Raw genomic sequence first — 14,681 nt, forward strand, 5'->3', positions numbered from 1 at the left:
TTTGGCTTCATTCATTAACTTACATCAGGCGCTTAGTGCCAATGGCAACTAAACATGCGTGACGTAAGCTGTATTTAAGTCAAGGGAAGCCCCCACCAAATCTTTGATTTGGTGGGGGAGGGTTCACCAATTGCAAGGTAGTCTCTTGCTTGGAATGATCACGAATGGAAAAGGCGCATTTCAGATGAAAAATATACAAGCCCTAAAAATCGAACGCTACTTTAGCTCCATTCTTATTTCAGAAACGGAAGGAATGAGTAAACCCAATCCCAAGCTTTTTCGAAAATCCGCTTTCGAATTAGGAGTACCTGTTGGTGAATGTATTTATGTAGGTGACCATCCTAGCAATGATATAAAAGGTGCACAAGCTATTGGGATGAAGACCATTTGGAAAAGAGATTCCTTTTGGGAAAGGGCAGAAGCCGATTATATCGTAGATGATTTATCGGAGATTCCCATACTATTAGGAATGGAGGGGAGGAAATGCTAGAAACAGAGGAAGATATTATTCAGTGTATCCAAGAAGACGAATGGATGATGGATATTTTACGAACAGTTCAAACCTTAGAATTACCTGATTGGTGGATCTGTGCCGGATTTGTTCGCTCAAAAGTATGGGATCTATTACACAATTTCTCGGCTCGCACCCCCCTTCCAGATGTGGATGTTATTTATTTTGACCCAGCCAATACATGTGAGCAAATGGAAAAGGAATATGAAAAACAGCTTAATTCCATGTCTTCCCATATCCCTTGGTCGGTAAAAAATCAGGCAAGGATGCATCACGTAAGCGACATGCCACCGTATTCTTCAAGTGTTGATGGAATTGCTAAGTTTCCGGAAACAGTGACAGCATTAGGAGTGAAGCTGAATGGGAGTGGGCATGTGGTTTTAACAGCTCCATGGGGTGTAAGGGATGTTCTAAAAATGGAGGTAAGACCAACAACGTATTATTTGGGAAGCAAAAAGGCAGTCTACAACCAACGTATAGCTGCAAAAAAATGGCCGGAAGTATGGCCGAAATTAAAAATTTTCGATACGGACGGAAAGTTAAGCATAGCCCATAAGCCAAACGTTAGAAAAGGATGAAGAATTGTTCATTTGAAAGAGGGGGAGTCCGATGGAAATCCGCTTGTTAGTACCAGCAGATACGGAAAGCTACCTTCTGACTATTGAGGAATTTTTCAAAGGATCCGGACTGAACTTGTTTCTTATGGCAAGCAAGGAGCAATCTATTTCATTTTTCAAGAAATCAATTGCTCCTTTCCCAAGCTGTCACTATTGTTCTTCTGTTTCCTGTAAAAAGGCTTCTTCTTCCTCAGCATTCAAAATGCCTGTTGCTTTTCCAATTGTACCTCCTTGTAATTGCCAGATGGCATTATGATCTTGGTCTACTTTGGAAAAGTCTTCAGCCTTCCATCTTTCTAAAATGTCCCTGTAGACATCTTCACTTTTTAAGTTCACTTGGTCTAAGCCTTGTAATAACCAGTCAATTCGCTCGGGGGTGATTTCATAGAATCCCCACTTTTCATCAGCCTTAACCTTTTGGTGAGACATTTTATGAATATAATTTCGGTAATCTTCATCTGTTAATTCTGCTAGCGTACTTTTTTGACCAAAAGGATTAGGGGCTTCTGCTTCTATTTCGGCATCTGCATCATTTTCTTCAACCGTCGCTGCAGCCTGAACCGCTGTTTCTTTCTTTTCTTTGTCTGCCTTTTCCGGTGATTGAGGTGAATCTGTGAATACAAGAATAAGAAACACTCCCACCAGTACACCGATAAGTCCTATAAGGGACCAAATGATCTTTTTATACACGAAATAAATCCTCCTTATAAAGTAAATATAAATGCATAATCAGCTTATTAGAGTGTTACTTTTTATATTCGATATAAATCATGAATTACCTGCAAAATATTACTACTCGAAAATTGCCAAATCTAGCGTTATAATAGGATAGTTACGTATTCAAAGTTGAAAGAGAGTGTTACGTATGGGACGTAAATGGAATAATATTAAAGAAAAAAAGGCATTAAAGGATAAAAACACGAGCCGGATCTATGCTAAATTTGGTCGGGAAATTTATGTGGCCGCTAAACAAGGTGAACCTGATCCTGAAGCGAACCAAGCTTTAAAAGTCGTTTTAGAACGAGCGAAAACGTACAATGTGCCGAAAACGATTATTGATCGTGCGATTGAAAAAGCAAAAGGTGGATCAGATGAAAACTACTCAGAACTTCGATATGAAGGCTTTGGTCCGAATGGTTCGATGCTGATTGTCGACGCCCTAACAAATAACGTAAATCGTACAGCCTCCGAAGTTCGAGCAGCTTTCGGCAAAAATGGCGGCAATATGGGGGTTAGTGGCTCTGTTGCTTATATGTTTGAAGCCACTGCTGTTTTTGGTGTCGAAGGGAAAACAGCGGATGATATATTAGAAATCCTAATGGAAGCTGAGATTGATGTACGTGATATTGTTGAGGAAGATGACACAGTGATCGTATATGCGGAGCCTGATCAGTTTCATGCTGTGCAAGAGGCATTAGAACAAGCGGGGATTACAGAGTTTTCGGTTGCTGAATTAACCATGCTTGCTCAAAATGAAGTGTTTTTATCCGAGGAGGACCAGGCACAGTTTGAAAAATTGGTCGATGTGTTAGAAGACTTGGAAGATGTCCAGCAAGTGCATCATAATGTAGCGTTGGATGATTAATATTTTAAAGGTTGTTCAAAAAGTTCGATTTTTATCCTTCTTTTTGAACAGCCTTTTCGTTCTAAAAGAGGATAGTTCCACATCTAACTGACGCCTCATTTTTCCGGGGATTTCAATTACTCCTTGAGCATACCATTTTCGCTAACATTAGACAAAATCCCTTTAGTAAGGGATAATTTTATATAAACGCTTTACTTCACTCTGAATATGGAGGTGCTGCAAAGATGAATAACGAACAGGAAAATAAAAAGCAAATAGAAGATCTGATTAAATCCATATATGAAGCTTTAGCGAAAGCAAAGATTCCGGGGAAAGTGAAAGATAAAATTCGTGTGGAATTGGATCATTTGAAATCTTTTACTTTGGATGCACGTCCTGCCCGGTTTGCGATTGTTGGTAGAAGGGGCGCAGGTAAATCAAGTCTCATTAATGCTATTTTTGGTGAAAAAAGGGCAGAGATTGGCGATGTGAAGGCACGGACTGGAGCCGGGAAATGGCATCGTTATCAATCGGATGCTGGTGCTCTAGAAATTCTAGATACAAGAGGATTAGGGGAAGCAGATGATCCGGAGGAGGCCTTTTCAAAGGGTACCGCTTTGGAGGAGGTACAATCCTCAATCAAGGAAAAATGCCCAGATGCGATTTTGTTTTTAAGTAAAGCAAAAGAAGTAAGCGCACGAATTGACGAGGATTTGGCTCAATTACTAGAATTAAAAAAGACGATTCAAGAAGTACATGAATTTGACGCTCCGATTATCGGTGTCGTGACACAAGTAGACGAATTAAGTCCAAAATCTGCGGACAAGCCACCATTTGATCATCCAGTGAAACAGGAAAATATTCAGGAGGCTATTCAAGTATTAGAGACGAAATTGCGAGAAGCTGTTTCTAATCCAGTTAAGGTCATCCCTGTCTCAGCTTATATGGAATTCGACAAGGACGACATTGCCTATGATATACGCTGGAATATTGATCGCTTATTGGATTATTTAATTGAACAGTTACCAAATGAAGCGCAAATGGTGTTAGCGAAATTATCAAAGATAAAATCTGTACAAAAGAAGGTGGCACGTAGACTGGGAAAGAGTATAGCCGGAATAACGGGGGCGATCGGAGCAAGCCCGATTCCAGGTCCTGATCTGCCGATTATTACTGGCTTACAAACAACGATGATTGCTTCGATTGCTTTGATTTCCGGGCAAAAACTTGGAAAAAAATCTGTTATTGAATTTATGGGCGCATTGGGAGTCAATGTGGCAACGGGATTTGTATTACGCCAAGTGGCAAGACAATTGGTGAAGTTTATTCCGGTTGCCGGAAGCGTGATCTCTGGGGCCATTGCAACAACGGGAACTTATGCCTTATGTGAAGCGGCCATTGCATATTTTATTGAAGGAAAGTCTATGAAGCAGGTTAAGGAAACTTATGACACGGAATTTGAGGAAAAGAAAAAGGAGCAATGAAATGGGACAGCTTATTGAGTTGCCCCATTTTTGTTGGAAAGGGTTCATTTTTGTAAAAATAGGCGAAATGCTGTAAAGGGAAGAGTATAATAAGGTGAAAACGGTAGGAACTTGAGGTGACCATATGACCTATTATGCTTATTTTGCGTCACATGCTCCATTATCAACAGAATCTATCGGATATCAACCGATTAGGGAAAATGTTTATGCCTCTGAGCTTGATTTTACGGGTCTTTGGTTTGAGGAAAATATGGATGAGGAGACTTTAAAAAGATTTTATTTTTCAAAGCATGTACGTCTTCGTTATCAAACAAGATGTACCTCTAACTATTTGCCCATTGAAGGAAATTATCGGTTCAATAATCCGTTTTCCCAAAAAATCTCTAACCTTCTTTTTGACTACATTATGAAAGCCTTAGAGGATAGTCCAGTTGTGATGTATTATATTTCTTTAGATGGTCATGAAGATGAAGAGTTCGCTACCTTTAAAACCATTCATCTTTCAGAAATCCAAACTCACGAAGATCTGCATATCAATGATCGGGAATGTCTACGGATTATTCGTGATGATCCGATTCTAGACTACTTAGAAGATGAATCTGGTTTTATTTATGTAAAGCATCCCGAATATTTACAAGGACAAATGAAAAAGTGATGGAAGGTGATCAGATGAAATTTGCAGTCCTTACCGATATACACGGAAATTATCCAGCATTACGGGCTGTATTGAAAGAGATTGATAGAAGAGACGATATAGAGCATATCTTTTGTTTAGGAGATATGATCGCGATTGGACCAGATACAAATGAAGTTTTGGAGACCTTGTTCTCAAGAAAAGATGTTTCCATGATTACCGGAAATCACGATGAGGCCGTATTGGCATTAGTGAATAGACGACGGCCTTTTATAAGAAAGGAGTTTTGATACATATTGGATATTCCCATTTTATACGAAGATAATCATCTGCTTGTTGTTGAAAAGCCAGTCAATATTCCTGTACAAGCAGACCAAACTGGTGATCCAGATCTGTTGACCATGTTAAAGGAAGATATAAAAATTCGCTATCAGAAGCCTGGTAATGTGTATTTAGGGCTAGTGCATCGACTTGATCGTCCTGTTGGCGGTGTGATGGTATTCGCGAAAACTTCAAAGGCGGCATCAAGATTATCGGATGCGATTCGACGAAGGGCTTTCGATAAAAAGTATGTCGCAGTTGTCAGAGGAGTCCCAAAGGAAAGGCAAGCTAAATTGGAACATCATTTATGGAAGGATCAGAAGAAAAATCAAGTGTATGTCGTTCCAGAAAATGATCCTCGAGGAAAAAAGGCGATACTGGATTATAAGATATTGGGGGAGGCGAAAGGTATGAGCCTGTTAGAAATCAATCTACATACAGGCCGCCCTCATCAAATTAGGGTTCAATTTTCCAATATCGGTTGTCCTTTATACGGAGATCAGAAGTATGGACAAGCAGTGAATAAGCCTGGGCAACAAATTGCTCTTTGGGCATCTGAGCTTCGATTTGAACATCCTACAACAAAGGAATGGATAAAGGTGAAACAAGCACCGCCTCATACTTTTCCGTGGAGTATATGGAATGATCAACCATCATACTAAAAAATGGGAGATCCCTTTTGCGTTTAGGATCTCCCGTTTTCCTTTTACTCTAAACTTTATGAAAACCATCTGTAGGGCATTTCTGAAAACATATAATATATGACTCCCAATAAGGGAGCCGCACATCGATATCCTAAAATCCCTCCTAATAACAGTCCACTGAAATAAAGAAATTATGCGTCATTTGATCACACAAGACATGTATATAATTTCCGGGTTGGTTAAGAATAGTATTCAATCTTATGCTGGAGTGGATGATCAATGATTATATTGGATACAGAAATTGAGGGAAAAACAGCAAAATTTGGCGAGATGATGGAGCATCTATGCCCATTAGGGTACTGTCTAGGGGGAAATTGGGATTATGATAAAGGCCATTTCGATTCCATTTTATGGCGAGAGGGCGGGGAAACGATCTATATGAGAATACCCTTTCACGTTGTAGAAGGGATGCTCGATGAATATCAAGCTCGTATTCGGTTTGATAAGCCCTATGTGATAAAACATGTTGTGAACATTGGTTTAGATCGTGATGAGAGCTCTTTGCTTACAACAACTGGTGTAAATCAGTTTCAAGAACCACTTGATCAAGATGGCAATATTCCTCGCCCACAAAAATGGGAAGAAGCTGGGGAAGCGGCCATCAACGAAATCTTAAACGGAATTCATCCAATCTCATCATAATCACAAAACCACGAAGAACCTTAAAAAAGAAGCTAATCATTTTACTTGATTAGCTTCTTAGGTATTTATTTCCTCTCGTTAACCGGAATGGCGACATTGTAATATTCTTCCAGTGTAATATCTTGCTCAAAGATTTCCTTTGCCATTTCCTTGCCAACATAACGAATATGCCATGGTTCATACATATAGCCGGTTAAGTTTTCCTTATCCTTTGGATAGCGGATAATATAACCATATTCGTGTGCATGATCCGCTAACCATTTGGCTTCCGCTGTATCTGCGAAGCAATCCTCCACAGCACATTCTGCAGAGATACCAGAAACATCAATCGATAAGCCAGTTTGGTGCTCACTATGCCCCGGTCTAGCACTATAACGATCGGCTTCCTCTTTCCCATCTTTTTTTACATAATTATCGTAAAGGGTAATCTGTGTTTCTTGAGAGCGATAGCCTGAAGCACCCGCCAAATAAATCCCATCTTTTTCAGCTGCCGCAAACATTTCCTCTAATGCTTTAGCAGCCACCTTCCGCATTTTTCGCTTTTCGATTTTTTCCGAGAAAATAAAGTGAACATCTGGGTAGACTAAATCATCGGGCTCATAATTATCAGGTAATTTGTACTGTTTATTAACAAGAATCGATACTTCATTAGGATTAGCCACAACTTGGATCGCTTTATCATGATACTTGGTTGGATCCACCTTAGGCGCATTCGCATAAGGATTATCTTTTTCTTTATCCTTGCTTTGGTCCTTTTTATCTTGATCGGGAGCTTTATCCTTCGCATTCTCTTGAATGTTCTGGTCGTCATGATCAGGAGCGAATTTATGTTCCCCATTTAAAAATCCGTCACACCCTGTAAGAATGCCTCCGGTTAAAAAAGAAATAAAAGTGATAGATAGTAGGGTTTTAAGTAATTTCATATTATTTTTCCTCCCAATATTCTATTTTACCTTTTTTTTCGACAAAATTCCAACCCCTTTTGATCGATAAAATTTTTACTAACCGTAAGTAAAATTTATAAAAATATTTCACTTAGTAAAAAACCGTCCATTCTCCCTTTTATACGAAAACTATGGACTTTATTTCTAGTTTTCATTCCCCGGAGTGTCTGCCAAGGCATGGTTGAACACGTGCATTAAGATATCAAAGTAAAATAAAACCTTATAAAATGTAAAAAATACTGGAATAATAAGCCGTAATTCGGGTAAAATAAACAAGTTAGAAATAAAGATCGATAAAATAATTGACATTTTTATTGAAAACGCTAAAATACTAGTATAGCGTTTTACTGAATAATGCATGAAGGAGATGAAAAAATGCGTAAAATAAATAAAATCTTGTTCAGTTTCATGTCTTTGTTGGTCATTTCTACCATTGTGTTGGCGGGCTGTGGTGCTTCCAATGATGAAAATGGGGAAGGTAAATCCTCAGGGCCGACGATCACGGTTTTCAATAGTAAGGTTGAAATTGTCGATCAATTAGAAGCTCTTGCGAAGGAATATACAGAGGAAACTGGTGTGAATGTAGAGGTATTGGGAGCTGCAGGAGATAATTATATGCAGCAACTCCAAACAAAGCTTACTAGTAATCAAGGGCCAACTATTTTTAGTGTGAGCCCAACAGATGCTGAGAAATTAAAATCATATCTTTATGATCAAAGTAATGAGGAGTATGTTCAGTACATTGCACCAAATATGGAATTGGAAATTGACGGGAAAATTGTCGGGATCCCATATGGTGTGGAAGGATATGGAATTATATATAACAAAGATTTAGTGGATCCAAAAGATGTAAGTGATTATAATTCCTTTGCTGGTACATTGGAAAAATTTAAATCTGAAGATATTAATGGTTTAGGGCTCTCGGAAGAAGCCTACTTTCTTATTGGTCATATCTTGAATACGCCATTTGCGTTACAAGATGATCCTGTAGCTTTTATTGAAAAGTTAAATAAAGGCGAAGTGAAAATGGCCGATACAAAGGAATTCCAGGATTTTGCGAAATTTATGGATGCCATAAAGGAAAATACGAAAAATCCTTTGGAAGTGACTTATGATGGTGTGATCGGAGATTTTGCAACTGGCAAAACAGCCATGATTCACCAAGGGAACTGGGCATATGATATGTTCAAGGATTACGATATAGATTTTGAATACGGAATGCTGCCTTTTCCACTTGATGGAAATGACAAGTTAGCAGTAGGTGTAGCGAGTAATTGGGCTATTAATAATCAAAAGGATGAGGATGAAATTAAAGCGGCTAGTGATTTTCTAAATTGGATGTTCACAAGTGATGCGGGAAAACGCTATATTGTGGAAGAGTTTGGTTTTATTCCAGCGATGACGAATATTGAACCGAAAGAACTTGATCCTTTATCACAAGAAGTTCTAGAGGCATCCAATAGTGGTGAAACAATCATGTGGGCAAACAATTATTTCCCGGCGAACGCGATTGTGAATGATCTGGCACCAGTTACACAGGAATATTTCCTTTCTAAAGATATGACAGGTCAACAATTCCTTGAAAATCTGGATGCTGCTTGGGCAAACAGTGTAAAATAAAGGAGTTTAAATAATTTTAAAACAATAAAAAGGCCCTTCGTGAAATGTATGATATCGCTAGTAAAAATACATTAGGCGATGGGCCTTTCACTTTGTTAATTATGAGGAAAGAAGGGTTTGACTTGAATAAGAAAAGGATGGACGGAGTTTGGTTTGCACTATTCACTGTCCCACTTCTATTAATTTTTGCTACGGTTGTCATTATTCCGTTTTTGATCGGGATTTATTATTCATTTTTTGATTGGGATGGTATCCCTTCTAATCCGAAGACCTTTGTGGGTTTTGGGAACTTTGTGCAATTATTTGATGATCCCCGTTTTCTTAGCTCTGCATGGAAAACGATTAAATTTACGATATTAGCCCTTATTTCTGTTAACGTTTTAGGGATTACTTTTGCGTTATTGGTTACTTCGAAGCTTCGGACATCGAAAGCCGCAAGAACGATGATGTTTATGCCTAATTTGATAGGCGGCTTAATCCTTGGTTATATTTGGCAATTTATTTTCACAGATGTTTTTAGAACGATGGGAGAATCAACCGGAATGACAGGTGTCTTCTTTAATTGGCTGCTAGATTCGAATTATGCCCTTTATGCGCTTGTGGCTGTTTTTACATGGCAAATGGCTGGTTACACCATGATTATTTACCTTGCAGGTATTCAGGGAATTCCAAATGAGTTAATTGAGGCGGCACGTGTGGATGGGGCTAATTTCTGGCAAAGGTTAACGAAAGTTATTTTCCCATTGTTAATGCCATCTTTCACGATTTCTTTATTTCTCACACTTGCCAACGCCTTCAAGATTTACGATGTGAATCTGTCTTTAACGAATGGAGGGCCAGTCAACTCCACAGAATTATTTGCGATGAATATATTCAATGAAATCTTCGGATACAGTCATTATGGATATGGGCAAGCGAAAGCGATTGTATTCTTTGTAGTTGTAGCGGCCATCACATTGACGCAAGTGTACATGACGAAGAAGAGAGAGGTGCAAATGTAATGAAAAAAACAAGTAAAATCGTTGCGGAAATTTTGCTCTTTCTACTTGCACTTGCCTTTTTATCACCTATTTATATCATGCTTGTCAATTCGTTTAAGAATCGGGAAGAGCTTTATAGTAATGCGCTCGCACTTCCTTCTCAATTTAGCTTTCAATATTACCAAACAGCAATGGAGAAGATGAATTTCCTACTTGCCTTGAAAAACTCTTTGTTTGTCACGATTGTCTCTATTATTTTTATTGTAATTTTGGCGTCGATGACAGCGTGGATGTTAGTGCGCACAGACAATAAGCTTAGTAAGGTTATTTTTATGACTTTCGTGGCAACGATGCTTATTCCCTTTCAAACTTTGATGATGCCTTTAATGGAATTCATGGGATTCCTTCGCGATACACTTCATATTCCAATGTTGAATACACATGGTGGTTTGATTTACATGAATATAGGCTTCCATGCGAGTCTTTCTGTATTCTTATATCACGGTTTTATAAAATCGATTCCTGTTTCCTTAGAAGAAGCGGCAACGATTGATGGTTGTTCGAAATTTGGTGTGTTTTGGCGGATTGTGTTTCCGATGCTTAAGCCGATCACTGTCACCGTCATGATTTTGAATGTCATTAGCATTTGGAATGATTATCTATTACCATCCTTGACACTCTCTGATAAGGCGTTGCGCACTATTCCGCTAACAACCTTCTATTTCTTTGGAGAATTTACGATCCAATGGAACTTAGCGATGGCAGGCTTAACGATGACGATTATTCCAGTTGTCATATTCTATGCATTTTCACAAAAATACATTATCAAGGGAATTGGTGAAGGAGCCATTAAATAAGGAAGAAGTGAGCTATTTTGGAAAAGTTTAATGAAATATATGAGACGGCGATATCCTGGACGAAGGAAGCTGGCAAAAACATAAAGGAAAGTCTGAGTGAGCAGTTACGTGTGGAATATAAGACTTCTGAAGCCGATTTGGTGACGGAGAAAGATCGCGAAATTGAAGAGTTTTTCATTCGTAAAATTAAAGAACGATATCCAAATCACCATATAATTGGAGAGGAAGGGATGGGGGAAGACACTTCCTTTAATCCAAGAGAAGAGATTGTTTGGTTAATCGACCCTATTGATGGGACGACAAGCTTTGTCCATCAAAAGGAGAACTTTGCTATTTCAGTTGCCGTATATGAAAATGGCAGTCCGAGAGTCGGGATTATCTATGATCCTATTAGAGAAGAGTGTTACCACGCCTTACATGGCTATGGTGCATTCAAAAATAAGGAAAGACTGAAGACAGTAAGAGAGACTACGGTAAAACATTCCCTTCTAGGGATTGATAGTAGTTGGCTTGTACCCAATGACCAATATGATTATCGAAAATTCCATTCATTAATTCAAGATATCAGGGGAACAAGAGTGATTGGATCAGCTGCTTTGGAAATGGCGGCCGTTGCGAGTGGGAAGTTAAATGGTTTTATAAGTTTACGGTTATCCCCATGGGATTTTGCCGCAGGCTTAGTTTTACTAGGGGAGTTGGGGGTTAAAGCTACCACGATTGATAATAAACCGATCAATCTATTTGAAAAAACATCGATTTGTGTAGGAAACCAAACTTTTCATAGGCAACTCATGCAAGAGTATTTAGGAGAAGAGGACAAAAGTAAATAATTTTTCGAAGGGTATGTATGAAATGAATAATAAGTTAGTATATGAAATCACGGATTTTAGTCTGGAAAACGAGGAGCTATTAGTGAATGAAACTTTATTTCACAATGCGAACGGATACTTAGGTGTCCGTTCTAATTTTGAAGAAGGTTATCCTGAGCAGTTCCAGTCCATTCGTGGCAGTTATATTAATGGCTTTTATGACTTGGCGGAAATGAAGCAGGCCGAAAAACTTTATGGCTTTGTCGAAGAAAAACAGACAATGGTGAATGTGGCGGATACACAAGGTATAAAGCTGCGGATTGATCAAGAGCTTTTTAGTATGTTTGAAGGGGAAGTACTTAAGAGTTCACGGACATTGGATATGGAAAAAGGAGTCACGAAAAGAACCATACTTTGGCGTTCTCCTAAGGGGCATGAAGTGGAAATCATTGTAACAAGGATGGCATCCTTTGTGTTGCTCCCTCTATTTACGATCCAATATGATGTCACAGCTATGAATTTCTCGGGGGATCTTCAATTCCTTTCCTCACATATTGGGAATGTGCAAAACTATTTCAACCCGGATGACCCGCGTGTTGCGGGAGAAAGTTTTCGGCATATCCATGTGGAGAAGGTGGAAGAGAGGGATGGTGTTTCACTGATTAGATCACGAACTTCGGCATCAGGCTTACAAGTTGCCACAGCGGTTCAACATCACTTGTCAAAAGAGGGGGAAATCAAGCATCACATCTACGGTGACTCAATCGAATGGGATTTGAAAACATCCATTGAACTTAACGAGACAGTCTCATTAAGCAAATACACGATTTTTGCCGATTCGATCCGTGAGGAAAACCCATCTGCACATGCTTTACAATTAATGGAAGAGGCAACCGCTGAACCAATTGAGACGTGGTATCAAAAGCAAGAACAGTTTTTGGCCAACTATTGGGATCATGCCAGTGTGGAGATTGATGGTGATGAGGAATTAAGTAAGGCAATGTACTATAATCTCTATCAATTGCTGCAATCGGCTGGAAAAGACCGGTTTAGCAATGTTGCCGCGAAAGGGCTAAGCGGTGAGGGATACGAAGGCCATTACTTTTGGGATACAGAGATGTATATCCAACCGTTCTTTTTGCTGACACAACCAGAAATGGCGAAAAGTTTAATTCAATATCGTTACAATATCTTAGATTCTGCTCGGGAGCATGCCCGTATCATGGGCCATACAAAAGGTGCTTTATATCCATGGAGAACGATCTCTGGGAAGGAATGTTCGGGATATTATCCTTCAGGTTCGGCGCAATATCATATTAATGGGGATATCGCTTATTCTGTAATCAATTACTATCTGGTCACAAAGGACCTCGACTTTATTGCAAAATATGGAGCAGAAATGATCTTTGAAACGGCTCGATTATGGCTTGATGCTGGTCACTTCTATCAAGGTCAGTTTATGATTCATGATGTAACAGGCCCTGATGAATATACTTGTGTAGTCAATAATAATTACTATACAAATGCCTTAGCCCAATACCATTTACAATGGGCTGTGAAATTTTATCAGCTATTACAAGCAAATGGTCAGACAGCTGTATTGGAAAAAATTCAATTATTACCGAAAGAAATCGAAGAATTTTCAAAAGCAGCGGAGCAAATGTATTTACCGTACGATGCCGATTTGGATATTAATCCGCAAGATGATTCCTTCTTAAGCAAGCGGGTTTGGGATTTGGAGAAAACACCAAAAGATCAATTTCCATTGTTGCTCCATTACCATCCTTTATATCTTTATCGTCACCAGGTGTGTAAACAAGCGGATACAGTATTGGCTCATTTTATTGTCGAGGATGCGCAAAGCTTACGTACGATTGAAAATTCCTTCCACTATTATGAAAAAATTACGACCCATGATTCCTCCTTGTCTACCTGTATTTTTAGCATTATGGCCGCTAAATTAAAAGAATATGAGAAAGCGTACGATTACTTTGGGGAATCAGCGAAACTCGATCTATTTAATACCCATAAAAATACCAAAGATGGCATCCATACGGCGAATATGGGCGGAAACTATATGGCGATTGTCTATGGATTTGCCGGCTTACGCATCAAAGAATCGGGCTATCATTTTTCTCCATTCTTGCCAGACAAATGGACAGGTTATCAATTTAAAGTTCATTATGAAGACAGTGTGATCAAGGTGAAGGTTAACTCGGGGTCCTGTCAGTTCACACTTGTAAGTGGAAGAGAGAAAACGATTCATGTATATGGACAAGCTTATCAATTAGAAGAGCAATTGAGTCTTTCGCTGGAGGGGAAATAAATGAAGCATACATGCGCGATTTTTGATTTGGATGGTGTCTTAGTCGATACCGCAAAATATCATTATTTAGCATGGAAGGAACTCGCTGATCGATTAGGATTTTCCTTTACCCTTCAGGATAATGAGCGGCTCAAAGGGGTGTCGAGAATGGCCTCGCTAGATATTTTATTAGAAGTTGGTCAAATGACAGAGCATTTCACACAAGCGGAGAAGGAAAGTTTGGCAGAGGAGAAAAATAACCGCTATGTGGAATTTATTTCCAAGCTAGATGAATCGGAACTGCTGGAAGGTTCCCTCGCTTTATTGGAAACATTAAAAGCAAAAGGGGTAAAAATTGCTTTAGGTTCTGCAAGTAAGAATGCAAAAATGATTTTGGAGAATGTCGGAATCACCGCCTTTTTTGATGTGATTGTCGATGGAAATGCTGTCTCCAAAGCGAAGCCAGACCCAGAGGTGTTTACTTTAGGGGCCGATCAATTAAACGTGCCTTATGAACAATGTGTGGTTTTTGAAGACTCCCAGGCTGGTTTAGAAGCGGCGAAGGCGGTTGGAATGCTTGCGCTCGGAGTTGGTCAAGAACAGGATCTCCCCCAAGCAGATGTTGTTTTTCCAACTTTAAAAAGTTTCCCGGTCGGGGTATACTTTTAAAAAAGACTAGGGGTGTTGTG

15 protein-coding genes and 1 pseudogene are annotated in these 14,681 nt (G+C 39.2%); 14 read left to right on the top strand and 2 right to left on the bottom strand.

Features of this window, described 5'->3' with window-relative positions:
• Positions 1 to 130 precede the first annotated feature (130 nt).
• Together KI363_RS12235 and KI363_RS12240 are read left to right on the top strand one after the other, a co-directional pair.
• A complete protein-coding gene (locus KI363_RS12235; protein WP_191967382.1) occupies positions 131 to 490 on the top strand; it encodes an HAD family hydrolase in 360 nt (119 codons plus the stop codon).
• A complete protein-coding gene (locus tag KI363_RS12240) occupies positions 484 to 1,089 on the top strand; it encodes a nucleotidyltransferase family protein (protein ID WP_212966463.1) in 606 nt (201 codons plus the stop codon). Before KI363_RS12235 ends, KI363_RS12240 begins: the two co-directional genes overlap by 7 nt.
• Positions 1,090 to 1,278: 189 nt before the next feature.
• Here the strand turns inward: KI363_RS12240 and KI363_RS12245 are convergent, their stop codons facing one another.
• Positions 1,279 to 1,818: a DUF6241 domain-containing protein gene (locus KI363_RS12245; RefSeq protein WP_212966464.1), complete on the bottom strand. Its 540-nt coding sequence runs from the start codon at positions 1,816 to 1,818 to the stop codon at positions 1,279 to 1,281.
• Between the two features lie 175 nt (positions 1,819 to 1,993).
• Between KI363_RS12245 and KI363_RS12250 the strand changes: the two genes are divergently transcribed.
• From KI363_RS12250 to KI363_RS12275, 6 genes and pseudogenes are all read left to right on the top strand, one after another.
• Positions 1,994 to 2,713, top strand: a complete 720-nt coding sequence (locus KI363_RS12250) for a YebC/PmpR family DNA-binding transcriptional regulator (protein WP_212966465.1) — start codon at positions 1,994 to 1,996, stop codon at positions 2,711 to 2,713.
• A gap of 224 nt (positions 2,714 to 2,937) precedes the next feature.
• Positions 2,938 to 4,176 (top strand): GTPase family protein, encoded by a 1,239-nt coding sequence (locus tag KI363_RS12255; RefSeq protein ID WP_212966466.1) that lies wholly within the window; start codon positions 2,938 to 2,940, stop codon positions 4,174 to 4,176.
• Positions 4,177 to 4,300: 124 nt separating this feature from the next.
• Positions 4,301 to 4,831, top strand: coding sequence for a hypothetical protein (locus tag KI363_RS12260; protein WP_212966467.1), 531 nt, complete (start codon positions 4,301 to 4,303; stop codon positions 4,829 to 4,831).
• A 14-nt stretch (positions 4,832 to 4,845) separates the two neighbouring features.
• Positions 4,846 to 5,067 (top strand): annotated as a pseudogene (locus KI363_RS12265) (metallophosphoesterase family protein); the annotation flags it as partial.
• A 39-nt stretch (positions 5,068 to 5,106) separates the two neighbouring features.
• Positions 5,107 to 5,793, top strand: coding sequence for an RluA family pseudouridine synthase (locus KI363_RS12270; RefSeq protein WP_212966469.1), 687 nt, complete (start codon positions 5,107 to 5,109; stop codon positions 5,791 to 5,793).
• 261 nt (positions 5,794 to 6,054) lie between these two features.
• On the top strand, positions 6,055 to 6,477 hold the full coding sequence (locus KI363_RS12275) for a YugN family protein (protein WP_212966470.1): 423 nt from the start codon (positions 6,055 to 6,057) through the stop codon (positions 6,475 to 6,477).
• A gap of 65 nt (positions 6,478 to 6,542) precedes the next feature.
• Here the strand turns inward: KI363_RS12275 and KI363_RS12280 are convergent, their stop codons facing one another.
• A complete protein-coding gene (locus KI363_RS12280) occupies positions 6,543 to 7,400 on the bottom strand; it encodes a M15 family metallopeptidase (RefSeq protein WP_212966471.1) in 858 nt (285 codons plus the stop codon).
• Between the two features lie 396 nt (positions 7,401 to 7,796).
• Here KI363_RS12280 and KI363_RS12285 point away from each other — a divergent pair, with 396 nt between their 5' ends.
• The 6 genes from KI363_RS12285 (at position 7,797) to pgmB (ending at position 14,661) form a co-directional block, all read left to right on the top strand.
• A complete protein-coding gene (locus KI363_RS12285; RefSeq protein WP_212966472.1) occupies positions 7,797 to 9,041 on the top strand; it encodes an ABC transporter substrate-binding protein in 1,245 nt (414 codons plus the stop codon).
• 101 nt (positions 9,042 to 9,142) lie between these two features.
• Positions 9,143 to 10,042, top strand: a complete 900-nt coding sequence (locus KI363_RS12290) for a carbohydrate ABC transporter permease (protein WP_158321370.1) — start codon at positions 9,143 to 9,145, stop codon at positions 10,040 to 10,042.
• The gene (locus tag KI363_RS12295; protein WP_158321342.1) at positions 10,042 to 10,878 is read left to right on the top strand and encodes a carbohydrate ABC transporter permease; all 837 of its coding nucleotides are present in this window, start codon (positions 10,042 to 10,044) and stop codon (positions 10,876 to 10,878) included. Before KI363_RS12290 ends, KI363_RS12295 begins: the two co-directional genes overlap by 1 nt.
• Positions 10,879 to 10,895: 17 nt before the next feature.
• A complete protein-coding gene (locus KI363_RS12300) occupies positions 10,896 to 11,708 on the top strand; it encodes an inositol monophosphatase family protein (RefSeq protein ID WP_212966473.1) in 813 nt (270 codons plus the stop codon).
• A 22-nt stretch (positions 11,709 to 11,730) separates the two neighbouring features.
• A complete protein-coding gene (locus tag KI363_RS12305; protein ID WP_212966474.1) occupies positions 11,731 to 14,013 on the top strand; it encodes a glycoside hydrolase family 65 protein in 2,283 nt (760 codons plus the stop codon).
• Positions 14,014 to 14,661 (top strand): beta-phosphoglucomutase, encoded by a 648-nt coding sequence (gene pgmB / locus KI363_RS12310; protein WP_212966475.1) that lies wholly within the window; start codon positions 14,014 to 14,016, stop codon positions 14,659 to 14,661. It begins immediately after the preceding gene.
• Positions 14,662 to 14,681 lie beyond the last annotated feature (20 nt).

Source organism: Lederbergia ruris, assembly GCF_018332955.1.
GTDB lineage: Bacteria > Bacillota > Bacilli > Bacillales > Bacillaceae_C > Lederbergia > Lederbergia ruris.

What these genes read in the sequence shown, in the direction of transcription:
- KI363_RS12240 (WP_212966463.1), top strand. Translation starts at nt 484, where the DNA reads ATGCTAGAAACAGAGGAAGATATTATTCAGTGTATCCAAGAAGACGAA.
- KI363_RS12250 (WP_212966465.1), top strand. Translation starts at nt 1,994, where the DNA reads ATGGGACGTAAATGGAATAATATTAAAGAAAAAAAGGCATTAAAGGAT.
- KI363_RS12255 (WP_212966466.1), top strand. Translation starts at nt 2,938, where the DNA reads ATGAATAACGAACAGGAAAATAAAAAGCAAATAGAAGATCTGATTAAA.
- KI363_RS12260 (WP_212966467.1), top strand. Translation starts at nt 4,301, where the DNA reads ATGACCTATTATGCTTATTTTGCGTCACATGCTCCATTATCAACAGAA.
- KI363_RS12275 (WP_212966470.1), top strand. Translation starts at nt 6,055, where the DNA reads ATGATTATATTGGATACAGAAATTGAGGGAAAAACAGCAAAATTTGGC.
- KI363_RS12280 (WP_212966471.1), bottom strand. Translation starts at nt 7,400, where the DNA reads ATGAAATTACTTAAAACCCTACTATCTATCACTTTTATTTCTTTTTTA.
- KI363_RS12285 (WP_212966472.1), top strand. Translation starts at nt 7,797, where the DNA reads ATGCGTAAAATAAATAAAATCTTGTTCAGTTTCATGTCTTTGTTGGTC.
- KI363_RS12290 (WP_158321370.1), top strand. Translation starts at nt 9,143, where the DNA reads ATGAGGAAAGAAGGGTTTGACTTGAATAAGAAAAGGATGGACGGAGTT.
- KI363_RS12295 (WP_158321342.1), top strand. Translation starts at nt 10,042, where the DNA reads ATGAAAAAAACAAGTAAAATCGTTGCGGAAATTTTGCTCTTTCTACTT.
- KI363_RS12305 (WP_212966474.1), top strand. Translation starts at nt 11,731, where the DNA reads ATGAATAATAAGTTAGTATATGAAATCACGGATTTTAGTCTGGAAAAC.
- pgmB (WP_212966475.1), top strand. Translation starts at nt 14,014, where the DNA reads ATGAAGCATACATGCGCGATTTTTGATTTGGATGGTGTCTTAGTCGAT.